At 69.4% G+C, this 21,790-nt stretch carries 21 protein-coding genes and 1 pseudogene; 19 read left to right on the plus strand and 3 right to left on the minus strand.

The genetic code is table 11. The features are described from left to right. Positions 1-6 precede the first annotated feature (6 nt). From ACT4MF_RS07755 to ACT4MF_RS07785, 7 genes and pseudogenes are all read left to right on the plus strand, one after another. The gene (locus ACT4MF_RS07755; protein ID WP_444682322.1) at positions 7-642 is read left to right on the plus strand and encodes an IS6 family transposase; all 636 of its coding nucleotides are present in this window, start codon (positions 7-9) and stop codon (positions 640-642) included. A 199-nt stretch (positions 643-841) separates the two neighbouring features. Then, positions 842-1,555, plus strand: a complete 714-nt coding sequence (locus tag ACT4MF_RS07760; RefSeq protein WP_099254506.1) for a ribulose-1,5-bisphosphate 5-phosphatase — start codon at positions 842-844, stop codon at positions 1,553-1,555. Beyond that, a complete protein-coding gene (locus tag ACT4MF_RS07765; RefSeq protein WP_444682321.1) occupies positions 1,552-2,241 on the plus strand; it encodes a ribulose-1-phosphate aldolase in 690 nt (229 codons plus the stop codon). The genes ACT4MF_RS07760 and ACT4MF_RS07765 overlap by 4 nt, the downstream gene beginning before the upstream one ends. Positions 2,242-2,578: 337 nt before the next feature. Continuing rightward, positions 2,579-2,776, plus strand: a pseudogene (locus ACT4MF_RS07770) (hypothetical protein); the annotation flags it as partial. Positions 2,777-3,181: 405 nt separating this feature from the next. Continuing rightward, positions 3,182-5,686 carry a heavy metal translocating P-type ATPase gene (locus ACT4MF_RS07775; RefSeq protein ID WP_444682320.1) on the plus strand — a complete coding sequence of 835 codons (2,505 nt, stop codon included), beginning with the start codon at positions 3,182-3,184 and terminating at the stop codon, positions 5,684-5,686. 313 nt (positions 5,687-5,999) lie between these two features. After that, entirely contained in the window at positions 6,000-6,965 is a 966-nt protein-coding gene (locus ACT4MF_RS07780; protein ID WP_099254504.1) for a ribose 1,5-bisphosphate isomerase, read from the plus strand. Next, a complete protein-coding gene (locus ACT4MF_RS07785; protein ID WP_444682319.1) occupies positions 6,962-8,077 on the plus strand; it encodes an ATP-dependent ribose-1-phosphate kinase in 1,116 nt (371 codons plus the stop codon). The genes ACT4MF_RS07780 and ACT4MF_RS07785 overlap by 4 nt, the downstream gene beginning before the upstream one ends. A 20-nt stretch (positions 8,078-8,097) precedes the next feature. On the opposite strand, the gene ACT4MF_RS07790 is transcribed toward ACT4MF_RS07785, so the two are convergent. Then, positions 8,098-9,291 (minus strand): hypothetical protein, encoded by a 1,194-nt coding sequence (locus ACT4MF_RS07790; RefSeq protein ID WP_444682318.1) that lies wholly within the window; start codon positions 9,289-9,291, stop codon positions 8,098-8,100. A gap of 292 nt (positions 9,292-9,583) precedes the next feature. On the opposite strand from ACT4MF_RS07790, the gene ACT4MF_RS07795 reads away from it, so the two are divergent. The 3 genes from ACT4MF_RS07795 (at position 9,584) to ACT4MF_RS07805 (ending at position 12,608) form a co-directional block, all read left to right on the plus strand. Then, positions 9,584-9,805, plus strand: coding sequence for a DUF8028 family protein (locus ACT4MF_RS07795; protein WP_099254501.1), 222 nt, complete (start codon positions 9,584-9,586; stop codon positions 9,803-9,805). A 190-nt stretch (positions 9,806-9,995) separates the two neighbouring features. After that, positions 9,996-11,654: a DUF255 domain-containing protein gene (locus ACT4MF_RS07800; protein ID WP_444682317.1), complete on the plus strand. Its 1,659-nt coding sequence runs from the start codon at positions 9,996-9,998 to the stop codon at positions 11,652-11,654. A 147-nt stretch (positions 11,655-11,801) separates the two neighbouring features. After that, complete coding sequence (locus tag ACT4MF_RS07805; protein WP_444682316.1) at positions 11,802-12,608, plus strand: TrmB family transcriptional regulator; 807 nt, start codon at positions 11,802-11,804, stop codon at positions 12,606-12,608. A 30-nt stretch (positions 12,609-12,638) separates the two neighbouring features. Here ACT4MF_RS07805 and mptA read toward each other — a convergent pair whose 3' ends face one another. After that, the gene (mptA, locus tag ACT4MF_RS07810) at positions 12,639-13,568 is read right to left on the minus strand and encodes a GTP cyclohydrolase MptA (protein WP_099254498.1); all 930 of its coding nucleotides are present in this window, start codon (positions 13,566-13,568) and stop codon (positions 12,639-12,641) included. A 177-nt stretch (positions 13,569-13,745) separates the two neighbouring features. Between mptA and ACT4MF_RS07815 the strand changes: the two genes are divergently transcribed. The 6 genes from ACT4MF_RS07815 to ACT4MF_RS07840 all read left to right on the plus strand — a co-directional run bounded on the left by ACT4MF_RS07815 (position 13,746) and on the right by ACT4MF_RS07840 (position 17,647). Then, entirely contained in the window at positions 13,746-14,039 is a 294-nt protein-coding gene (locus ACT4MF_RS07815) for a 50S ribosomal protein L21e (RefSeq protein WP_004047020.1), read from the plus strand. A gap of 5 nt (positions 14,040-14,044) precedes the next feature. Continuing rightward, positions 14,045-14,401, plus strand: a complete 357-nt coding sequence (locus ACT4MF_RS07820; RefSeq protein ID WP_004047019.1) for an RNA polymerase Rpb4 family protein — start codon at positions 14,045-14,047, stop codon at positions 14,399-14,401. A gap of 131 nt (positions 14,402-14,532) precedes the next feature. Next, positions 14,533-15,375 (plus strand): eIF2B alpha/beta/delta subunit family protein, encoded by an 843-nt coding sequence (locus ACT4MF_RS07825; RefSeq protein ID WP_444682315.1) that lies wholly within the window; start codon positions 14,533-14,535, stop codon positions 15,373-15,375. Positions 15,376-15,500: 125 nt separating this feature from the next. Then, positions 15,501-16,466, plus strand: coding sequence for a DUF7260 family protein (locus ACT4MF_RS07830; protein ID WP_099254496.1), 966 nt, complete (start codon positions 15,501-15,503; stop codon positions 16,464-16,466). Between the two features lie 39 nt (positions 16,467-16,505). Continuing rightward, entirely contained in the window at positions 16,506-16,709 is a 204-nt protein-coding gene (locus ACT4MF_RS07835; protein ID WP_444682314.1) for a hypothetical protein, read from the plus strand. Continuing rightward, the gene (locus tag ACT4MF_RS07840) at positions 16,706-17,647 is read left to right on the plus strand and encodes a TIGR03571 family LLM class oxidoreductase (RefSeq protein ID WP_444682313.1); all 942 of its coding nucleotides are present in this window, start codon (positions 16,706-16,708) and stop codon (positions 17,645-17,647) included. The genes ACT4MF_RS07835 and ACT4MF_RS07840 overlap by 4 nt, the downstream gene beginning before the upstream one ends. Before the next feature lie 381 nt (positions 17,648-18,028). On the opposite strand, the gene ACT4MF_RS07845 is transcribed toward ACT4MF_RS07840, so the two are convergent. Further along, positions 18,029-19,102, minus strand: a complete 1,074-nt coding sequence (locus ACT4MF_RS07845; RefSeq protein WP_444682312.1) for an aldo/keto reductase — start codon at positions 19,100-19,102, stop codon at positions 18,029-18,031. Between the two features lie 140 nt (positions 19,103-19,242). Between ACT4MF_RS07845 and ACT4MF_RS07850 the strand changes: the two genes are divergently transcribed. The 3 genes from ACT4MF_RS07850 to ACT4MF_RS07860 all read left to right on the plus strand — a co-directional run bounded on the left by ACT4MF_RS07850 (position 19,243) and on the right by ACT4MF_RS07860 (position 21,761). Then, the gene (locus ACT4MF_RS07850; RefSeq protein ID WP_444682311.1) at positions 19,243-19,419 is read left to right on the plus strand and encodes a hypothetical protein; all 177 of its coding nucleotides are present in this window, start codon (positions 19,243-19,245) and stop codon (positions 19,417-19,419) included. A 63-nt stretch (positions 19,420-19,482) separates the two neighbouring features. Continuing rightward, on the plus strand, positions 19,483-20,394 hold the full coding sequence (locus tag ACT4MF_RS07855; protein ID WP_099254492.1) for an acyltransferase: 912 nt from the start codon (positions 19,483-19,485) through the stop codon (positions 20,392-20,394). A 74-nt stretch (positions 20,395-20,468) separates the two neighbouring features. Beyond that, on the plus strand, positions 20,469-21,761 hold the full coding sequence (locus ACT4MF_RS07860) for a phosphoglucose isomerase-related protein (RefSeq protein ID WP_444682310.1): 1,293 nt from the start codon (positions 20,469-20,471) through the stop codon (positions 21,759-21,761). The last annotated feature ends 29 nt before the right edge of the window (positions 21,762-21,790 follow it).

Here is a 21,790-nt window from a genome sequence, read left to right on the forward strand (position 1 = left end):
TGATCTATGCCCGAAAACGACCGCCTCAGCGGCTGTTTAGACGAGATCAACTTAGAGTTTGTGGAGCGAGAAGCAACACCAAAACTGTTGATGAAGCTCAGTATTCAGCTCCATCTGGCTGGATTATCTCTTTCGAATACTGTTTCGTTTCTTGAGGTGTTTGGTGTTGATCGGGTTCGATCTACCGTTCATAACTGGGTTCACAAGGCCGATTTACAGCCGAAAACAGGGCAGAGCCCGAATCACGTTGCGGTTGATGAAACTGTGATTCAACTTGATGATGAACAATATTGGCTGTACGCCGCCGTCGATCCGGACTCGAACGATCTGCTACACACAAAGCTTGAGCCGACGAGAACAAACGTGATCGCGGATCAGTTTTTCGTGGAACTCCGCGAAAAACACGACGTGAATGACGCGATCTTTCTCGTTGATGGCGCGGTTCCACTTCATCGAGCCTGTGAAAAGCACGGCTTCGATTTCAGATACGAACGACATGGAAATCGGAATAGCGTCGAACGTATCTTTCGTGAGATAAAACGCAGGACTACCTGTTTCTCAAACTGTTTCAGCAACGCCGAAGCAGAAACTGCTGACGAGTGGTTGAGATCGTTCGCTTTCGCATGGAATCAGCTTATCTGAACACTACCACTGAGGAGTGGCGAACAGCCGGCGCATCGGCGTCCCCGCTGCGGTGCGCCGGGCTCCCGCCTCGGCCGCCGCGGGCGTCGCTCACGTCACGAGCGGCCTGGCCGCGGTATCGGTCATAAGCGACCGGGTCGCAGGGGACGACCCGCCGCCGTCGAACCACTCTTAAGTCGGTACCGTGCGGAGTGGGGCCATGAGCTACGAGGCGGTGTTCTTCGACCTCGATAACACCCTGTATCCGTACGCCCCCTGCAACGAGGCGGGCAAGCGGGCCGCCCTCGCTGCGTTCCGCGATCGGGGGTACGAGATGGACCGCGAGACGTTCGACGAGCTGTACGCGACCGCGCGGCGGGAGACGAAGCGGGAGACCAGCGAGACCGCCGCCTCCCACGACCGGCACATCTACTTCAAGCGCGCGCTGCAGCGCCGCGCCGGCGAGCACGACGCCGCCGACGCGCTGGCGCTCGGCGACGCGTACTGGGAGGGGTACGCGAGTGAGATGGCGCTTTGCGACGGGGTCGAGCGGGTCTTCGACGCCCTCGCCGCGGCGGGGACAGACGTCGCCATCGTCACGAACCTCACGACCCGCGTTCAGCTTCAGAAGCTCTCGCGGCTGGCGATCGACGAGCGGATCGACCGACTCGTTACCTCCGAGGAGGTGGGCCGCGAGAAGCCGAGCGCGATCCCCTTCACGACCGCGCTCGCGGCGTTCGACCGCCGGCCGAGCGAGGCGCTCATGGTCGGCGACAACATCGGCGCCGACGTGGCCGGCGCGAACGCGCTCGGCATGGACACGGCGCTGTTCGTCGCCGACGGCGACGCCCCCGCCCGCGACGAGCTCGACGGCGACCGGCGACCGGACCATCGACTCGACGCGTTCGCCGACCTGCTGGAGGTGGCGGCGTGACCCGCGACGGCCCCGGTGCCGACACCGACGCGGATCCCGACCGCCTGCGAGAGGCGCGCGAGGAGGTGGTGGAGTACGCGCCGGCGCTCGCGGAGCTGACGCCCGGTCGGACGGGGAACCTGAGCGTCCGCGACGGCGACCGAGTCGCCGTGACCCCCACCGGCGTCCCGTACGACGCCTTCGACGCGACCGACGTGCCGGTGGTCTCGCTGGCGGGCGAGCGGGTGGCGGGCCGCATGGCCCCGTCGAGCGAGGTGCCGATGCACACCGGCATTTACAAGCACGACCGGCCGGGCGCGATCGTCCACACCCACTCGCCGTGGGCGACGACGATGGCGACGCTCCACCGGAAACTCCCCCCGGTTCACTACATGATCGCCGCCGTGGGGCGCGAGGTCCCGCTGGCCGACTACGCCCCGTACGGCACCGAGGAACTGGCCGCGAACGTGGTGGCGGCGATGGCCGAGGCCGACTCCGACGCCGCGATCCTCGCGAACCACGGACTCGTCGTCACCGGGCCGGACATCGAGACGGCGGTCGAGAACACGCATCACGTCGAGGACCTGTGTCGGCTGTACCTCCGGGCGTCGGCGGTCGGCGATCCGCACGTGCTCTCCGACGAGCAGATGGCGACCGTCGAGGAGCGGTTCGAGAGCTACGGCCAACAGCCGGACGGTGACCGATAGCGGGTGACGATGACCGGTCGGCGGCGACTCGTCGCCGCACCGCCTGGTCGTGTTACCGTAACATCGGTTCCAGCAGACGGCGAAGGTCCGGAGACACGGTTCTGAGACTCCAGCGAACGCGCGGTACGAAGTACGTCCTCGTCGGACTCGGCATACTAGCCTTCCCGCTCGTCCTCTCGGCCCTCTACCGGGGAGCCGTCGTCCCCCCACTCCTATTCGGGATGTCCTGGCCCACGTTCATCGTCTACGCCTCACGCTACTCGTCCTCGCACGCCCGTGTGCGTTCGTCATCTCGACGCCCGTCTCGGTCGTCTCGGGAATCGCGAGCGCGGCCTAGAACGGCGTCATCCGGCAGATCTGGGCTAGCCTCGGGGTCAAGGCCGCGCTCGCGGTCGCCGTTCCGTTCGGACTGGTTCCCATCTGGTTGGTCGTACTGGCGGGCGATGCCGGGATGACGACCGCCGTCACCGGGAACGCGATGCGACTCTCACGGTTCGCACCGACCGACGTTACTGACGATCTCGCCAGATCATGAGTCACACGCTGGACGGCGAATTAGCCGGGTTCAGTCGGTGTGGACCGTCGTCGGTCTCACCCTCGTCGCGCCGGTAGTCGGGCAGTTCGGCGTTCCACAGAGAAAACAAGGCGAGTGCCTCGGGGCTTGACCCCGAGGCGGTTCACGAACACACCGGTAGTATCGTTGTCCCAGCGGTCGTTCGCGGCGGCTACAACGCAGTACCGTACGTGTTCAGTTCCCTCTCGCCGGCTGACTCAATCCCGTCGGCCGTAGCCGTACAGCCACTGCTCGATAGCTGGGTCGAAATAAGGTTCCTTACAAGTGGCTCGGCTACAGTACTATTCTGTCGACAAAGCGCATGCGTCCAACGAAGCCTCAGTATGCTCTCAAAACGGATCGGCGCCGTTCCGGTGAGGGTCCTGAATGAGTGACGCCGGTCCGACGCGCGAGTGTAACGTCTGTCGGCAACCGATCGCGGGTGACCCGATAGCGAGCAATTCCGACGGGCCGTTCTGTAGTACCGGGTGTCGAGAGATTAGCCGACTGCTCGGCGATGACGCTCCATCGGACCGTCCGGCAACGAAATCGGACACCGATCGATCGGTCCCCGACGGCGTCACGCGGACGTTCCTTCGGATCGACGGGATGTACTCGCCGACGTGTGAGGCGTACCTCGAACACATCGCCGACACGCAATCCGGAGTGGTCGCCGCAGAGGCGAGTTACGTCACCGAGACGGTTCGCGTGGACCACGACGCAGACGCGGTGTCGGCAGACGACCTCCGTGACGCGTTGAGCAGAACCGGCTACACTGCGTTCCTCCGATCCGACGCGATCGCGGACGGAAACGCGAGCGGGACGCGTCGTTCGCGGGAAGCGGACGGCCTCCGGAAACGCCGGAGCGATGAGGTCCTCGGACTTCGGTATGCAGCCGGGATCGTGTTCGGTGCGTTCCTGATGGTCCCGTACGTGGCAATCATGTACCCCGCCCACCTCGCACCGTACTTCGACGCCGCGTTCCTCAAAGCGTTCGAAGGCGCGTTCCAACTGAGCGGGGGTAGCGGGTTCCTGTTCCTGAGGATTTACTTCGTGTTGACCGCGATCGTGCTGTTTTTCACCGGCATGCCGGTGTTGCGTGGGGCGTACATCAGCCTGAAGATGCGTCGGCCGACGACGGACCTCCTCGTCGCGTTCACCGTCGTCAGCGCGTTCTGCTACGGCACGGGCGCGGTGCTCCTGGGGGACAACAACATCTTCTACGACCTGACGCTCGTCGTCGCGGCGGTCGTGTCGGGCGTCTCATTTTACGAGACGTCGATCAAACAGCGGGCGCTCGAACGGCTCACCGAACTCACCGTCTCGCAGGTGGACAGCGCCCGGCGGCTCGACGACGGTGACGACGCGACGGAGGTGGCGGTCGACTCCCTGGATCCCGGCGATCGGATCCTCGTCCGCGAGGGCGAACGAATCCCGGTTGACGGGACGCTCGTCGGCGACGGCTGTAGCGTCAAGGAGGCGGTCGTCACCGGCGAGGCACTCCCCGTCGCGAAGCGAACGGGGGATACCATCGTCGGCGGCGGGGTCGTCACCGACGGCGCCGCAGTCGTCGAAGTCGGTGACCCGGTGACGAGCAGCGTCGACCGCATCACCGATTCACTGTGGTCGATCCAGAGCGCCGATCACGGGATCCGACGCCGCGCCGACGCACTCGCGTATCGTCTCGCGACCCTCGTCGCCGGTGTCGCGGTCGCCGTCGGTGTCTGGGTCATCGTCAGCGGTGGCTCACTTCCGGCGAGCGTCATGGCCGTACTGCTCGCGCTGCTCGTCGCCACCCCGTGGGCGCTCGGGCTCGCGACGCCGCTCTCGGTCGCGACGAGCATCCGCGATGCGATGGAGCGCGGTATCGTCGTGCTCGACGACACGATCTTCGAGCGGCTCCGCGAGGTCGACGTGGTCGTGTTCGACAAGACCGGGACCCTCACGACCGGCGAGATGGAGGTCGTCGAGGTGGACGCGTCGGACGAGGCGCTCGCCGACGCCGCCGCGCTCGAACGGCGTGCCGCGCATCCGGCCGCGGCTGCGATCGTTTCCGCGATCGACTCGAAGACCGGCGACGCGACGGCACGCACCGACGGCGACCACATCGACGGCAGTGACGCTGAAGACGGCGCGACGCCGCCCGCCGGGCGCGACGTGCGCGACTTCCGGACGCACGCGACAGGCGTTTCCGGAACCGTCGACGGTCGCGACGCGCTCGTGGGGGATCTCGATCTGTTCGCCGAGCGAGGCTGGACAGTCCCGTCGGAGGTCCGAGCGAAAGCGCGCGACGCCCGCGGATTCGGCCGTCTCCCCGTCGTGATCGGCCGTGACGGGCGTGCGAACGGACTCGTCGTGGTCGGCGATAACCCCCGACAGGGATGGCTGGACACGGTCACCAGCCTTCACGAACGCGGGATCGAAGTGGCCGTCCTCACGGGCGACAACGAGGAGGCGACGGACTTCTTCGCAGAACAGGAGGCGGTCTCGTACGTGTTCGCGGACGTGCCGCCCGAGGGGAAAACGGAGGCCATCCGGCGGTTCCAACGCGATCGCCGCGTCGCGATGGTCGGTGACGGAACCAACGACGCGCCCGCTTTGGCACAGGCGGACCTCGGAATCTCGTTGGGAAGCGGGACGGCACTCGCCGCCGACGCCGCCGACATCGCCATCGTCGACGACGACCTTTCCCTCGTCAAGACGACGTTCGAGTTCGCTCGGGCAGCGCGCCGCCGCGTCCGGCAGAACGTCGGGCTCGCCTTCGCGTACAACGCCATCGCGATCCCCGTCGCGCTCGGTGGCCTGTTCAACCCCGTGACAGCGGCGATCTCTGTCGCCGTCTGTGGCGGGCTCCTCGCCGTGAACTCGTCACGGGACCTATTCGCGGAATGAGAGACCGACGACGATAGCGGTGTAGCGACCATCGGCGGGGACACAAGTCCCCTACCCGGAGCGGCTCCATTTCCTCTGGGGAGCCTTCCACGAGCTAACGAGCGTTATCAGCGACTCCAGCCAACGAATCGAGGAACGTTTCCGCGGTACTCCTCGTATTCCCGGCCGGACTGATCACGGAGCCGCGCTTCCTCGGCGAACGGAAAGAGAGCGTAGACATAATTAGTTTGGAATAAAACGCCTCATCCTCTGAGTTAACGTGACCTCGCCTCCTGCCCGGTTTTATAAATACCGAGGCGGCTACTGGATCGGTATGACTGATACGGAGCCGGCGGCCCCGGTCCGGGAGACCGCCGAATCGATCGCGACGATGGAGATCCGCGGCGCGGCGACCATCGCCTCCGCGGCCGCGGAGGCGCTCGCCGAGCAGGCCGAGGCCGCGGCCGAGGAGGCGGAGAGCGACCCCGCCGCCTTCCGCGCGTCGATGCGCGGCGCGGGGCGGACGCTCCGCGAGACCCGCCCGACCGCCGTGTCGCTACCGAACGCCCTCCGCTACGTCCTCCAGCGGATGGAGGGAGACACCGTCGACGAACTGCGCCGCAGCGTCGTGGGCGCGGCGGACGCGTTCGTCCGCCAGCTCGACCGCGCGCAGGACGACCTCGGGCAGGTCGGGGCGAACCGCCTCGCCGACGGCGACACGGTGATGACGCACTGCCACTCGACTGACGCGCTCGCCTGCATCGAGGCCGCCGTCGATCAGGGGAAGTCGATCTCGGCGGTCGTCAAGGAGACGCGCCCGCGCCAGCAGGGCCACATCACCGCCGAACAGCTCCGCGACGCCGGCGTCCCGGTCACCCTGATCGTCGACTCCGCGGCGCGGCGGTACCTCGACGAGGTCGACCACGTCCTCGTCGGCGCCGATTCGATCGCCGCGGACGGCGGGGTGATCAACAAGATCGGCACGTCGGGGCTCGCGGTCAACGCCCGCGAGCGCGGGGTCCCGATCATGACTGCCGCCCAGACGATCAAGCTCCATCCGGAGACGCTGACGGGCCACACCGTCGAGATCGAGATGCGCGACGAGGAGGAGGTGATCGGCTCCGAGGCCCGCGAGGAGATCGGCGAGATCGAGGTCGAAAATCCGGCGTTCGACGTGACCCCGCCGCGGTACATGGACGCCATCGTCACCGAGCAGGGGCAGTTCCCGCCCGAGAGCATCGTGACGCTGATGCGGGAGCTGTTCGGCGAGGGCGCCGCCGAGCCGTGGGCCGAGCCATGAGCAGGGACGGCTCGGAGCGCGGCGGCACCGACGACTGGGAGGAGGAGGTCGCGGAGTGGGACGAGGAGGTCTCCGAGTGGGAAGAGGGCGACGGCGCGACCGCGGACGGCGACGACCACGTCGACGACGACCCGGACCTCGACCCCGACTCCGCCGACCGCGTCCCGAAGGTGGTCTCGGCCGGCCACATCAACTGGGACGTGACGATCCACGTCGAGCAGCTCCCGGAGCCGGACGGCGAGACCCGGATCGACCTGCTCGAACAGTCCGGGGGCGGCAGCGCCGCGAACGTGGCGGTCGGGCTCGTCGGCCTCGGCGGTCAGTCGGTCGTCTACGGGAGCGTCGGCGGCGACGAGTCGGGCGCGCTGGCGCTCCGCGAGCTGGCGAGCGCCGGGGTCGACCCGGGGCAGGTCCTCGTCGACGCGGACGCCCCGACCTCGGTGAAGTACGCGATCGTCGACGGGAGCGGGGAGCTGCTAATGTTGGCGAACGACGGCGCCAACGAGTCGTTCACCGCGGCCGAGCTCGACCGCGACACGCTCGCTGCGGCCGACCACCTCCACCTCACCGGACAGCAGCCGGGGACCGCGGCCGCCCTCGCGACCGCCGCGGCCGAGGCCGGAACGACGCGGAGCTTCGATCCGGGTCGCCGGCTCGGCGACCGCGAGTTCGAAGCCGCGCTCCACGCCACCGACCTGCTCTTCCTCAACGCCCCGGAGGCCGACGCGCTCGCCGACTCGACCGACATCGACCCGTGGGAGCCCGACGACCGCGTCGTCGCGATCAAGCTCGGCGAGGAGGGCGCGACGATCCGGACGCCCCGCGGCGACGTGTCGCATCCGGGGTTCGACATCGACGCGGTCGACACCGTCGGCGCCGGCGACGCGTTCGCGGCCGGCTTCCTCGGGGCGGCCCTCAGAGACCCGGACATCACCGGCGACGGATTCTCGAACGACCCCCGCGACTACCAGGTGCCGCTGCTCGTCGGTAACGCCTGCGGCGCGATCGCGACCGAGACGGTGACCGCCCGCGCCGACCTCTCGTGGGACCGCGTTCGCTCGATGATGGGCGAGTCGCCCGAGTCGGACCTGCTGATCGAGGTTCGGGTCTGAAACGACCGACCCAGAGCGCGCTATCCGACGTAGTCGAACGCGACAGCGATGTCGGCGGCGCCGAAGAAGACGAACCGGTAGCGCCCCGGCTGCAGGTCGGGACAGACTCGTAACCCCTCGGGCTGGTTCTCGTCGGCGACGAGCCCCGACTCGGTCATCGTGAACTCCCACGCGACGGTCTCACCCGGAGGGTGTGAGATCGCCTCGTCGGTGTAGTCGAAGCGGGCGTCCTCCGCGCCGCGCACGTCCTCCCAGCCGGCCTCTGTGAACGCCTCGACGTTGTACTTCCCGTGGTTGCCGACGGACACCGGTCGGCTCGAGACGTTGGTCAGTTCGATGCGCACGTCGTCGCCGCGCTCGAACGTCAGCGCCTCCGCGCGATCCCCTCCGTCGTACGCGGGATTCACGACGCGGAGCGCGAGCGCGCTCCCCCCGTCCTCGCCGGCGCCGCCGCCGGTCCCCCACGAGACGCCGTCGGCGTAGGCGGACGGGTGACGCCCGAACGACGCGTCCTCGCAGTCGAGCGGGGCGGGCACGGTGTGGGGATCACTCTCGGGCCGGACGAACCCGTCGAGCCGGGCGGGGTCGCGGACCCCCTCGTCGCCGGTCAGCTCCGCGGTCTCGCCCCAGCCGTCCGTCACCGACAGCCGGAGCGACTCCGGACGCGGGTCGGCCGTGACGCGGAGCAGCGCGCCGGAGAAGGTGATCGCCTCGCCGCAGGCCTCGTCGTCCCCGGCGGTGTTCTCGACCGTCGCGCTCGCGCTGAGCGTTCCCGCTTCGACGTCGACCTCGTCGAACGCGATCCGGTTGTGACAGGTGGTCGGCCCGACCGACTCGACGTACGCGAGCACCGACTCGTCGAAATCGGTCGCCGCGACGAACTCACCCACCTCCGCCGGGACGTCGTCGAACAGCCACCAGCTTTCGTCCTCTTCGGTGAAGAGCACACAGAAGCCGCGGCGCGACTCGCGGTTCCACGCGGGGCCGGAGAGCGCGACGCCGACCTGCTGGACCGCCGTGTCGGTGACGACGGAGCCGCCGTCGTCCCCGTCGTCTCCGTCCCCGCCATCGCCGGTCCCGTCCTCGCCGTCCCCGTCGCTCCCGTCGTCGCCATCGCCCGCACCTGGATCGGTGCCGTCGGTGCAGCCGGCGAGGGCAGCGACGCCTCCGGATCCGATACCGTATATCGCCGTTCGGCGCGTGAGTTCGGTCATGACGGGCGCTGCTACGACGGCTCCCCATAAGGGCTTCCCGTAGGCACAAAGGCCTCTCTGTGTTACGCCGGCGTCGCGAGCGATCCCCGACTCCCTTCCCCCTATCGCCGCCGATCGAACCGCCTTATCGACGATCGTCGTCAACACGCTGGAAAAGTGTGAGAGAGCTCGATGAAGAGTTAGACCGATCCTGAGCGCGTTTTGAAACGTCGTCGAGCGCCGAGAAACGTGGTGAAATCGTGCGAACCCTCTGCGGGCTATATGTGGCTACCGACGGTGGGTAGTAGTGTCCATGTCCATCCCCGCACCCACGCGCCTCGCCTCCGGCCGGCAAGTCGCCGGACTGATGACCGGAACGATGAAGGCCGCCGCCTTCTGGGCGGCGATCGCCATCCCGGCCACGTACCCCGCCCTCCTGTACTCGGGGCTCGACGGCACCACCGGACAGCTGTTCGTCGGCCTGCTGTTCGCGAACGCCCTCGCGCTGGCGCTCGGCCACGACTACAAGCGCTGAGGCCGACGCGCCCGCCGAATCGCATCGCCACGACGACCGATCGGCTCCCTCCGACGACCCGCCCTCCCTTCGCCCTCTGGCCGTCTCACGCTGTGCCGCCTTCGCGCCGCTCACCGGCTCTCCGCTCATTGGCCGACCGCCGGCGCACCGGTCTCGAAGCGCTTACCCACCGCGCGGTCCGACTGTCGGTATGACCGACGAGACGCACGTCGAGTGGCGAGGGTGGGGGGAAGCGGCCTTCGCCGAGGCCGACAGGCGGGACTCCCCGGTCCTCCTCTCGCTGTCCGCCACGTGGTGTGAGGGCTGTCACGAGATGGACGCGATCACCTACGCGGAGCCCCGAATCGCCGCCAACATCAACGAGGGGTTCGTCCCGGTCCGCGTCGACGTGGACCGCCACCCCCGGGTGCGCGAGCGGTACAACATGGGCGGGTTCCCGACGACCGCCTTCCTCACTCCCGAGGGAGAGCTGCTCACCGGCGCGGGCTACCTCGACGTGGACGGGATGCGGCAGGTGCTCGAGTCGGTCCGGCAGATGTGGGCCGACAAGGGCCGGGACGCGGGGCGGATCCCGCGCGCGCTCGACGCCGACCTCCCGCCGAGCGGGGAGGTGACGGACGCGATCGAGAGCCACCTCGCCGGCCAGATCGAAGTGAAGTACGACGAGGAGTACGCCGGATGGGGATCGGACGCGAAGTTCCCCCTCCCGCGGACGGTCGAGTTCGCGCTGAAGCGCGACCGCGACCGCGCCCTCCGGACGCTCGACGCGGTGCGCGACCACCTCGCCGACGACGTGGCCGGAGGGTTCTTCCGGTTCGCGGGGACGCCCGACTGGGGCGACGTGGCCTACGAGAAGCCGATCGACACGAACGCGGCCGTCACCCGAGCGTTCGCGAACGCCTACCTCTACACGGGCGACGAGATGTACCTCGCTCCCGCGACCGACGCGGTCGAGTTCCTCACCGACGACCTCTGGACCGGTTACGGCGTCGGCGGGAGCGTCGGCCCGGGGCTCGGTCGCGCCTACTACGCGGCCGCCGCCGCCGATCGCGAGGAGTTGGACTCACCGCGCCGGGACCTGACCGTCTTCGCGGGCGGGAACGCGCTCGCGGCCGACGCGCTGCTCGCGGTCGCCGCCTACACCGACGACGAGCGCGCCCGCGAGTACGCCGAGCGAATCCTCGGCGGGCTCGAACGCGACCTGATCGACGCCGAGAGCGGAGCGGTGACCCACTACCGCGGGAGCGACGAGGTGGGCGAGGCGGACCTCCTCGCCGACGCCGCCCGCGTCGTGAGCGCGTACACCCGCGCCGCGGGCGTGCTCGGCGAGGGCGCCGCCGTCGCCCGCGCGGTCGCGGACAGAGCGATCGACCGGCTGCACGTCGACGGCTCCTTCGTCGACGGGCCGCGGTCGGGCGCGGGGCTACTCGACCGGCCGTTCCGCCCGCTCGACGGCAACGTGGAGATGGCGACCGCCCTGCTCGATCTGGCGGCGCTGACGGGCGAGGAGCGCTACGAGGCGGTCGCCCGCGAGACGGCCGAGTCGTTCGCCGGCGCGACCGAGCGACTGAGCGTTCAGGTCGCCGGGTACGGCAGCCTCGCGGGGCGGCTCCTCCGCGGGACCACCGTCGTCGCGGTCGGCGACGAGCCCGGCAGCGACCTCCACCGCGCCGCGTGGCGGGTCGCGGACCACGAGAAGGTCGTCGTCCCGAACGCCCACCGGTCGGACGCGCCCGCACCGCGGTCGGTACCCGCGGGCTCGGCGGTCGTGCTCGCCGGAGACGGCGCCTCCGAACCCGCGAAAACACCGGACGAGTTGATGACGCGGGTCGCCGAGACGATCGAGTAGCTATCCGGCCCCGCGATTCGTCTCGCAGCGGGCGCGTTTTTGTTCGGTATCTGCGTCGGATCTAGCTGAGAGGAGTTACACCGAGGACCACCGGCACGCCGTGTAAACCGGCGACGTGTTTATACGGATCCCGACGGATGAGTCGGTATGGCATCTCTCCGCGATCTGGGGCTTTCCGAGTACGAGGCCCGCGCGTATCGGGCGCTCCTGCGCACCGGGCCGACGACGGCGAAGGACCTCTCGCGGGCCAGCGAGGTCCCGATGGGTCGGGTGTACGACGTGCTCAACAGCTTGGAACAGCACAGCCTGGTCCGGAGTCAGGCCGCCAGCCGCCCGAAGAAGTACGCGGCGGTGGAGCCGGACGCCGCGCTCGACCGGCTGTTAGAGGAGAAGAAGCAGGAGCTGGAGACGCAGGCCGAGCAGTACGAGGCGGTCGTCGACGACCTCTCGACGGAGCTCGACGCCGGCGAGCCCGTCGACGGGCAGTTCTGGACCGCGGCCGTCGGCGCGGAGGACGCCACGGACCTCCTCTTAGAGCGGATCGCGGCCGCCGAGCGCCGGATGGTCGTCGTCGCCGGCGCCCCCGCGACCGGCTTCGATCTCGGGACGGTCGGCGAGCGGGTCACCGACGAGCTGGAGGCGGCGCTGGACCGCGGGGTCGAGATTCGCGTGTTGCTGTCGCCGGAGACGGTGGACGCGCTCCCGCGGAGCGTCGGTCGGCGGTACACCGCGGACCTCTCCGACATGGCCGGGTTCGAGGTGCGCACGACCGCCGGCGTCGACGGGACCTTCTCCGTCTTCGACGGGATCGAGGTGTGCATCGAGGTGCCGCACCCGCTCTCCGGCGACGAGCCGTTCGCGATGATCGACGTGAAGGACGCGGAGTTCGCGGCGAGCGTGAAAGACCAGTTCGAGCCGCAGTGGGCGGAGGCGGAGCCGCTGACGTTCGGGTGAGCCGGTGACACCCGACGGCTGACGCGCCGATCAGGCCGCGTCGAGTTCGTCTCGCAGGTCGCCCATCGTCACTTCCCGCTCGGCGTGGGCGTTGTGCTGGTGGATCGACTCGTCGTTCGACTGTCGCATGTGGATCACGGCGTCGTCGGAGAGGTGGTCGAACTCGGCGACGGTGCCCTCGGCGAGCGCGCGGACGCAGTCCTCGACGAACTTCGCGTCGGCGTGGGCCTCGTAGGTCATGTGGTCCTCGTCCGGCCGCTTCGCCATGTTGTAGATCCGGGCGCTCATCGAGTCGCGAGCGATGTCGATCACGTCCCTGAGGTCGACTTCCGGGTGCCCGTCGGTCGTGATCGTCAGCGTCGCGTGGCCGCGCTGGGAGTGCCCCGGCTGCGGGACGGCCTCCAGGAACTCCTCGGTCGTCTCCTCGTCGACGCCCAGGTCGGCGAGCTTGTCGCGGGCGCGGGACTCGCTCATCCCCTGCGAGCAGGGGCAGACGGTCATCCCGGTGACCTCGGCGCCGATCTCCTCGCGGGTCCCCTCCTCGGTCGCGGTGGCGCTGGCGACGATCGTCGCCGTGCTCTGCGTCTCGATCCCGGACGCGGGCGTGTCCTCGCGGGTGACGAGCTCCGCCGACATCGACACCTCGGCGGTGGTGGTGTAGTCGTGCTTTTCGAGGAGCCGCTCGGCGGCGTCGCCGCACACCTCCTCGACGCGGTACGCCTCCTCGCGGGTGATCTCCTCGAGGATCTCGTCGATCGTCGCGAGGTTCCGCGACATGTCGATCCCCTTGCGGCCGCTCGGGAGGTCGACGAACACCTCGAACTCCGCCATGAGGACGATGGGGCGCATCTCTCCCCGGGCGAGCTTGACGAGCTTCTCGACGCCGGTGACGCCGACCTGCGAGAGCCCGACGGAGACGTCGGGTGCCGACGCCTGGACGTCCGGCAGCTGGTGACTCATTACACGAACGCAAGGGAGTCACGGGATTAGCCCTTTCGGAAGGGGGAGTCGTGTGGGGTAGTCTCGGCCGCCGGTTACGACCGGAACACCAGCTCCCGGAAGACCGTGGTATCGGCTCCCGTTCGAGGGCCGTAACGCACCATTTATAACCGCGGCAGCGGAAGAACGCTCAAGACCATGCCGAGTTCCAATGGGCCCCAGAAGGCGACCCGCGACAAGCTCTCGAACAAACCCCGTGACCGCGGCACGTCGCCGCCGCAGCGAGCGATCCAGGAGTTCGACGAGGGGTCGCAGGTCCACCTCAAGATCGACCCGAGCGTCCAGAAGGGCCGCTTCCACCCGCGCTTCGACGGCCGCACCGGTACGGTGGTCGGCAAGCAGGGCGCCGCGTTCAAAGTCGAGATCCCGGACGGCGGCAAGACGAAGACGCTCATCGTCGCCGCCGCCCACATGAGCGCACAGCAGAACTGACCGAGATGACGATATTCAAAGAGAAGCTCGACGAGGAGTACGTCACCACCTCCGAGGCGAAGGAGATCCTCGTGGATATCGAGGCGGAGCGCGCGGACGACGAGGACCGCGACCTGCGCTACGAGCTCGCCCGCGCGATCGAGCACGTCAACCGCTTCGCCCACCTCGACGCCGAGGAGTCCAGAGAGCTGGTCGAGGAGCTGACCGAGCTCGATCAGATCGACGTGCCGACCGCGGTGAAGATCGCTGACCTCCTTCCCGAGGACCGCACCGAGCTGCGCTCGGTGTTCGCTCAGGAGCGCTACTCGCTCGACGGCGACGAGCTCGACGACGTGCTCAACGTCGTCGCGAAGTACGCCTGACGCGGCGGTAATCGGCTTTTCCGTGCGGCCCGTTTTCGCGATACGCCCGTAGCTTGGCCGATCGGGATGGCGCGTTCGCCGTCCGGCGAGACCCCGGAACCCCTTTGCATCGGGGCGACGACCCTTACGATATGATCGACGAGACGGTCGCCGAGATCCGGGCAATGCGGACCCACAGCACGTCGGCGGTGGCCGTGAAGGCGACGCGGTCGCTCGCAGATCTCCTCGACCGCGAGTACGTGACGGTCGACGAGTTCGAGCGCGACCTCGAACACAACGCGGGGGTGTTGCGGCGGTCGAACCCCTCCCACGCCGCCCTCCACAACGCGATGCGCGAGGTCGAGCGCTCGATCGTTGGCGAGGCGACGAGCGTCGAGGGCGGCAAACAGCGGCTCGAAGAGACCATCCACCGCGTCGTCGAGGACATCGAGACGGCGAAGGGGGAGGCCGCCGCCAACGCGGCCGAGCACATCGAGGACGGCGACACCCTGCTGGTCCACGACTACTCGACGACGGTGCTGGAGTCGATCGAGGCCGCGGCCCGCGACGGCGCCCACCTGACGGTGTACGTCACGGAGGCGCGCCCGCGCACTCTCGGCCGGAAGACGGCCCGCGTGCTCGCCGGCATCGCGCGGGTCGACACCCGAATGGTGGTCGACAGCGCGATGGGGTACGCCCTCCGCGACTGCGACCGCGTCCTCCTCGGGATCACGTGTATGACCGGCGGGACGTACTACAACCGCATCGGGACGTTCCCGCTCGTCGTCACCGCCCGCGAGCTCGGCGTGCCGGTGACCGCGGTCGGCTCCGGCGCGAAGCGGATCGAGGAGTTCCGGTTCGAAAACGAGTTCCGCGACGCCGTCGAGGTGATGCGCGAGCCCGTCGAGGACGTGACCATCGAGAACCCGAGCTACGACGCGACCCCGATCGGGATGATCGACACCGTGATCACCGACGACGGCGTCGTGGAGTAGCCGGATCGCCGACGACCCCGCCGCCGTCACCGAGACGGTCGTGATCCCCCGGCTCCGGGAATCGCCGTGTCGGGGACCGAGGCCCGCCATAAGCGCTTTGTACGTGTGACGTGTTAGCGTATACAATGAGCGTGAGACACGGAGCGGCGGGGGTCTTTCGGGTTCAGGGCACGGATCCGGCGACTGCGGAGTGTTCGACCCTCTCCTGTGACCTCGCCGCGATCGCGACCGATCCCGGCGTCGTCACCGCGCTGGTCGTCGCGGGCGTCGTCGCGTTCGCCGCCCTGGCGTACGTCCGCGACGCCAAGGCCGAGTGCCGCGGCGAGCGGCGGCGGGTCCTCGACGAGCGCGCCGCCTTCGAGGAGTTCGCGGACCGCGTCTCCGGGCTCGACCCCGCGCCCGCCTCGTCGACCGCCACGTCGTTCGACGGGCCCACGGCCGCGGTCCGCACGGTCCCCGCGGCCGACGGGCGGGGCGGGACCGACGACATCAGGCTCCGGCGCGTGCTCGCGGCGTACCGGGACACCGTGATGTCGCTGCCTCACTACAGAGAGGAGTACGACGAGACGATCCCCGAGAGCCTCGCCGCCGAGTTGGGGCCGGACACGGCCACCGCGCTGGCCTCCAACGGCACGCTCTCGTCCGGGGCGCAGTCGGCGCTGGTGCGGCGCAGCCGGCAGGCGGCCGACGCCCGGTCGTCGCTGGCGGACGCGATCGACGCGGAGATCGACGCGCTGTCCCGGTACGAGACCGACCTGAATCGCGTCGATCGGCGCCGCCGCCGGCTCCTCGAACACCTCGACAGCGTGGAGGGGGACCGGACGGACGCCGCGATCGACATCTGGCACCGCCTCGACGAACTCGAGGCCGACTGCAACGAGGCGGCCGGCGAGCGCCAACGCGACCTCGACGACCCGCCGATGGCCGTCGACGCCACGGGCGGAGGGGCGGATCACCAGTCCTTCCACGAGTACCTGTACGGGCCGACCGACGGGCCGCGGTACCCCGTGTTGGCCCAGATCGCGGAGCTCGCCGAGCGGATCCGGACCGATCGCGAACGCGTCGGGAGCCGGGTCGCCCGCAGCGACTGAGTCCCCCGCTTTCATCCCGCACCCACGCGTGGCGACGCCATGAGCAGGAGCTGGCCGTTCGCGTGGGGGCTCGCCGCGGTGACGTTCGGCGGCGGGCAGCTCGCGTCGTCAGGGGACCCGGCCACGTTCGCCGCCGGCGGCGGGACCGTCGCGGTTGAGGCGGGCATCGTCGCCCGGCTCGCGCAGCGACCGGAACAGCGATCGCAGCAGCGATACGGCACCGGCGAGGAGATGAACCAATGACCGACTCCGACGCGACGGAGCGCCCCGCCCACGCGAACGCCGGCTTCCGACGGCTGTTCGGCGACGACGGACTGACGTTCGGGCTCGGATTTCCGCTAACCGGCACGCGGCGCGAAACCCCTGATCCCGCGGCGGAGGCTCGGCTCGCGGAGCGCGCCGAGGCCCTCGGGTTCGACGGGCTCTGGGCGCGGGACGTGCCGACCTACTGGCCGCGGTTCGGCGACGCTGGCGGGGCGTTCGACCCGTGGACGCTGCTCTCGCACGTGGCCGCGCGGACGGACGAGGTCGCGCTGGGGACGTCGAGCGTCGTCCTCCCGCTCCGACACCCGATCCACCTCGCGAAATCGGCCGCGAGCGTCGACCGGCTCTCGGACGGGCGAGTCGTGCTTGGGGTCGCCTCCGGGGACCGCGATCCCGAGTACTCGGCGTTCGGCGTCGACCTCGAGCGACGGGGCGAGATGGTCCGCGACCGGATCGCGGCGATGCGCGCGTGCTGGCGCGAGACGTTCCCGGAGATCGACGGCGAGTGGGGCGCTCTCGACGGCGACCTCGACGTGCTCCCGAAGCCGACGACGGAGACGCTCCCGGTGTTACCCACGGGCAACGCGCGACAGTCGACCAAGTGGATCGCCGACCACGGCGACGGCTGGCTGTTCTACCACCTCCCGGACGAGACGCTCCGGAGCTACGTCGCGGAGTGGCGCGAGCTGGCGGGCGAAAAACCGTTCGCCATCGCCGTGGGCGTCGAGTTCGCCGACGACCCGAGCGCGGAGCCGGACCACCTCCACCTCGGCTATCGCGCCGGGGCCGAGTGGTTCCGAGAGTACTTCCGCCGGCTCGACGAGATCGGGGTCGATCACGTCATCGTCGGCCTGCGCGGCGACGACCCGGAGGCGGCGATGGAGACGTTCGCGGACGAGGTCGTCGCGGCGTTGTGACCTCGGCCCCGTGAGCCGGGGCGGCCAGAGCCGCTCCATCGCGGGAGGTTTATACCCGACGACGGCCACGCTGCAGACGGTGGCCATGACGACGTGTTACCCCCACTGAGCCCCTTGTGATGAGGGTTTTCCACCGAGCCACCACTTCGAAACCGCGAGCGACAGCGCTCCCTCGCGAGGCTGCGGCGGGACGCGGGGCGCGCCGTGAGCGCGTTCTCGGGAACGCCGTGGAGCGTAGTGACGACGACGAGTGATGCCACCAACAAGCGATGGCGCCGACGGGCCGTGGTGACGAGTGTCAGGCCACGGTGAAAGTGAAAACTGCGCGCACCGAGGGCGCTTCGTCGTGCGATCTCGACGAGAAACGGGCGGGTCGGCCGTTCAGTACGACGCGGCGCGCTTGTCGAGGCCGGCGGCCTCGATGTCCTCGCCGTCGACGGAGGTCCGGAGCACGTCCATCCCGTCGTCGCGGTCGATGTCGAAGTTGCGCGCGTACAGCTCGTCGACCCGGTCGTACTCGGCGTCGGAGAGGGGCGGCACCTCGCTCGCCGCGCTCCACTCCGCGATGTCGTCGCTGTCGCGGAACGTCGGCGTCACGGAGGCGACCTCGTCGTGCGCGAGGAGCCAGCGGATCGCGGCCTGCGACATCGTGCGCGTCCCGTCGGCGTGGTCGGGCTCTTCGAGGAAGCGGATCGCCTCCACCTTCTCCCAGCCCGTCTCGTACCACTCCTTCGGGCGGTGCGAGCGGTGGTCGCCGTCCTCAAGCACCGTGTCGGGCGTCACCTGCTCGTTGAGCAGGCCGGAGGAGTGCGGGACGCGGGCGATCACCGAGGTGTCGGAGTCGGAGTCGCGGATCGCGTCCACGAAGTGGCGGCCCGGCTGTTGCTCGAACAGGTTGAAGACGGTCTGGACCGCGTCGAACTCCTCGTACTCGATCGCGGCGTCGCCCTCGGCGAGCCAGCCGATGGAGGGGCCGAGCGCCCAGCCGAGCGCGCGGACGCGCCCCGACTCCTTCCACTCGCGGAGGAGGTCCCGGACTTCGGGGGTAACGTCGTCGACGTTGGCGTTGTGGAGCTGGAGCAGGTCGACGTGGTCCGTGTCGAGGCGGTCGAGCGAGCGCTCGAACGCGGTCTCCAAGTACTCGCGGTCGAGCTCCTTTGGGAGCTCGCCGTGACCCGCCTGCGGGTTGTTGTAGAAGTCGTAGCCGATCTTCGTCGCGAGCGTTACCTCGTCGCGGCGACCGTCGATCGCCTTCCCGATGATCTCCTCGCTGTCGCCGTGGCCGTACACGTCGCCGGTGTCGACGTAGGTGACGCCCGCGTCGAGCGCGTCCTCGACCATCCCGACCGCCTGTTCGTCCGAGCGGTCGCCCCACCAGTCGGTGCCGACGACCCACGCGCCGAAGCCGATCTCCGAGACCTCGACGCCCGAGTTTCCGAGTTCGCGCCGTTGCATACACGGCGGTTGGCGGTCGGGACACTTATCGGGCGCGGTCGATCTCGCATCGATGGAAACCGACGGGGTCGTGGCGGCCGACCGTCCCCCTCCACGCCACGTCGTTGGATATTACGTCGTTCGTCTGCAATCGGGCGGCCATGGACGACGCCCTCCGTCGCCGACTCGATGCCGTGATCGCACTGCTCGGGGTCATCGCCACCGTCTCGATCGCCGCGCTGTTGCTCTCGTTCGGCAGGGCCGCGATCGCCCCGTCGTTCGCGATCGCCTTCGTGGGCGTTCTCGTCGGCTTGTTCGTCGACGCCGAGCTGTACTGACCGGATCGGGCGCCGCGTTCGCACAACCGAATCCCTTTGAGTGACGGCGCCGAAGGTGCGACGATGACAAAGCGACACGTCTCCCTCCCCGACGGTGCGGAGGCCGGGGTCCGAGGGTTCATCGACGAGGTGGACGAGCGCCTCTCCTCGGCGGAGGACACCTGCGAGGTCGTCCGGGACACGCTGATCGATCTCCACGGCGACCGCGAGCGCTGGGAGGCGTGGCAGAACGGCGAGTCGGTGTCGAAAGCCGAACGCGTGCGCCTGCAGGGGTACGACCCCTGTAACGCCACGCTGGAGTCGGAGTACTACGCCGAGAAGGACGAGGACCGGTTCCAGCGCTCGAAACACCTCCAGTGGCTCTGGCGCCAGTTCGACGCCACGCCGATGGCCGACAACGTCGAGTTCGCGCTCCGCTTCCGCCAGATGCTCGGCAACCACCTGTTCGCCGAGTGCGGCGACAACTGTCGCTTCTTCAAAGGGATCTCGGTCACCTACGGCCACAACATCGAGATCGGCGACAACGTCGTGATCCACGACGACGTGCACCTCGACGACCGCGGGCAGCTGACGATCGGCGACCGCGCGTCGATCTCCGACGGCGTCCACCTCTACAGCCACGACCACGACCTCGTCGACCAGACCGAGGTCAGGAACTTCCACACGATCGTCGAGGACGACGCCCGCGTCACCTACGACGCAATGGTCCGGGCGGGGTGCCGGATCGGCGAGAACAGCGTCGTCGGCTCGCGCTCGGTCGTGCAGGGCGACGTGCCCGACCACCACGTCGTCGTCGGCTCCCCCGCCCGGAGCGTCCGCGTGAAGCCCGGCTGGGAGGACGCCGCCGACGAACTGGAGGACGGGCGGCTCCCCGACCGGCAGGACGAACGCGAGATCGAGTACGAGCTCCCCGACGATCTCGACCAGTTCGACGAGTTCCAGCGCGACCTCCGACCGCCGAATCCGCCGCAGTGAGTCGGCGCGGGTTCGCGGCGTCGCCCCCCGAGACGGAGACCCATTCTTAAGTCCCGGTCGCACCCACGTCCGGTATGCACGTCGACCTCGGCAACGCCTTAGAGACGACACCGGGAGTGACGGAGGAAACGTTAACGCGGCTCGACTCGCGGGTGACGGACGCCCACGAGCGGATCACCGCGGGCATGGCCGACGGCGAGTTCGGCTACGCCGCACTGAACCTGCCGGAAACGACCGACCCGGACGCGATCCGCGCGGCGACCGACCGGTTCGACCGCCCCGAGGCGGTCCTGACGGTCGGGATCGGGGGGAGCGCGCTCGGCGCGGCGACGCTCGCGGACGCCCTCGAAAGCGACGTGGACGCGTACTTCCTCGACAACGTCGACCCGGACGCGGTCGCGTCGCTCCTCGACGACCTCCCCCTCGACGAGACCGTCGTCAACGTCGTCTCGAAGTCCGGGACGACCGCGGAGACGCTCGCGAACTTCCTCGTCGTCCGCGAGGCGATGGAGGCGGCGGGCGTCGACTGGACCGAGCGCACCCTCGTCACGACCGGCGAGGAGGGGAACCTCCGCGCGCTCGCCGACGCCCACGACCTCCCGGCGCTCGACGTGCCCGACGGGGTCCCGGGGCGGTTCTCGGCGCTCTCGACGGTCGGGCTCGCGGTGCCGGCGCTGCAGGGCCACGACATCGACGCGGTCCTCGCCGGCGGGCGCGACGGGATGGAGAGTCTGTCGGCGTCGCTGTTCGAGACGCCCGCCTACGCCTACGGCGCGGCGACGTACGCGCTCGCCGAGCGCGGCGCGCTCACCAACGCCGTGATGCCGTACGCGGAGTCGCTGGAGACGTTCGCCGAGTGGTTCGCGCAGCTGTGGGCGGAGAGCCTCGGCAAGGACGGGCTCGGACAGACCCCGGCGCGCGCGCTCGGCGCCACCGACCAGCACTCGCAGCTCCAGCTGTACCGCGCCGGCCCGCCTGATAAGCTCGTCTCGCTGATCCGGCCGACCGAGCGCGCCGAGACCGGAATCCCGGAGACCGACCTCGACGGGCTGGCGTACCTCGGCGGCTCGTCGCTCGGCGACCTGCTCGACGCCGAGTTCGAGGCGACCGAGGCGAGCCTCGCGGCCGCCGACGTGCCGAACCTCCGCGTCGAGATCGACCGCGTCGGCGAGCGGGAGCTCGGCGAGCTCCTCTACGAGATGGAGGCCGCCTGCGTGCTGTACGGCGAGCTCGCGAGCGTCTCGACGTTCACCCAGCCCGCGGTCGAGTGGGGGAAGAAGGCGGCTCGCGGGCTGCTCGGCGGCGGGGACTTCCCCGAGGCCGACGCCGTGGCCGACAAGCGCGAACTGCGGATCGACGGCTCCTGAGCCGGCGCGCAGGGCCGGCGGTGCGGCGC

The organism is Halorubrum sp. FL23, from assembly GCF_052439115.2.
In the GTDB taxonomy this organism is placed as follows: domain Archaea; phylum Halobacteriota; class Halobacteria; order Halobacteriales; family Haloferacaceae; genus Halorubrum; species Halorubrum persicum.

What these genes read in the sequence shown, in the direction of transcription:
- ACT4MF_RS07755 (WP_444682322.1), top strand. Translation starts at nt 7, where the DNA reads ATGCCCGAAAACGACCGCCTCAGCGGCTGTTTAGACGAGATCAACTTA.
- ACT4MF_RS07760 (WP_099254506.1), top strand. Translation starts at nt 842, where the DNA reads ATGAGCTACGAGGCGGTGTTCTTCGACCTCGATAACACCCTGTATCCG.
- ACT4MF_RS07775 (WP_444682320.1), top strand. Translation starts at nt 3,182, where the DNA reads ATGAGTGACGCCGGTCCGACGCGCGAGTGTAACGTCTGTCGGCAACCG.
- ACT4MF_RS07780 (WP_099254504.1), top strand. Translation starts at nt 6,000, where the DNA reads ATGACTGATACGGAGCCGGCGGCCCCGGTCCGGGAGACCGCCGAATCG.
- ACT4MF_RS07785 (WP_444682319.1), top strand. Translation starts at nt 6,962, where the DNA reads ATGAGCAGGGACGGCTCGGAGCGCGGCGGCACCGACGACTGGGAGGAG.
- ACT4MF_RS07790 (WP_444682318.1), bottom strand. Translation starts at nt 9,291, where the DNA reads ATGACCGAACTCACGCGCCGAACGGCGATATACGGTATCGGATCCGGA.
- ACT4MF_RS07795 (WP_099254501.1), top strand. Translation starts at nt 9,584, where the DNA reads ATGTCCATCCCCGCACCCACGCGCCTCGCCTCCGGCCGGCAAGTCGCC.
- ACT4MF_RS07800 (WP_444682317.1), top strand. Translation starts at nt 9,996, where the DNA reads ATGACCGACGAGACGCACGTCGAGTGGCGAGGGTGGGGGGAAGCGGCC.
- ACT4MF_RS07805 (WP_444682316.1), top strand. Translation starts at nt 11,802, where the DNA reads ATGGCATCTCTCCGCGATCTGGGGCTTTCCGAGTACGAGGCCCGCGCG.
- mptA (WP_099254498.1), bottom strand. Translation starts at nt 13,568, where the DNA reads ATGAGTCACCAGCTGCCGGACGTCCAGGCGTCGGCACCCGACGTCTCC.
- ACT4MF_RS07815 (WP_004047020.1), top strand. Translation starts at nt 13,746, where the DNA reads ATGCCGAGTTCCAATGGGCCCCAGAAGGCGACCCGCGACAAGCTCTCG.
- ACT4MF_RS07820 (WP_004047019.1), top strand. Translation starts at nt 14,045, where the DNA reads ATGACGATATTCAAAGAGAAGCTCGACGAGGAGTACGTCACCACCTCC.
- ACT4MF_RS07825 (WP_444682315.1), top strand. Translation starts at nt 14,533, where the DNA reads ATGATCGACGAGACGGTCGCCGAGATCCGGGCAATGCGGACCCACAGC.
- ACT4MF_RS07830 (WP_099254496.1), top strand. Translation starts at nt 15,501, where the DNA reads ATGAGCGTGAGACACGGAGCGGCGGGGGTCTTTCGGGTTCAGGGCACG.
- ACT4MF_RS07835 (WP_444682314.1), top strand. Translation starts at nt 16,506, where the DNA reads ATGAGCAGGAGCTGGCCGTTCGCGTGGGGGCTCGCCGCGGTGACGTTC.
- ACT4MF_RS07840 (WP_444682313.1), top strand. Translation starts at nt 16,706, where the DNA reads ATGACCGACTCCGACGCGACGGAGCGCCCCGCCCACGCGAACGCCGGC.
- ACT4MF_RS07845 (WP_444682312.1), bottom strand. Translation starts at nt 19,102, where the DNA reads ATGCAACGGCGCGAACTCGGAAACTCGGGCGTCGAGGTCTCGGAGATC.
- ACT4MF_RS07850 (WP_444682311.1), top strand. Translation starts at nt 19,243, where the DNA reads ATGGACGACGCCCTCCGTCGCCGACTCGATGCCGTGATCGCACTGCTC.
- ACT4MF_RS07855 (WP_099254492.1), top strand. Translation starts at nt 19,483, where the DNA reads ATGACAAAGCGACACGTCTCCCTCCCCGACGGTGCGGAGGCCGGGGTC.
- ACT4MF_RS07860 (WP_444682310.1), top strand. Translation starts at nt 20,469, where the DNA reads ATGCACGTCGACCTCGGCAACGCCTTAGAGACGACACCGGGAGTGACG.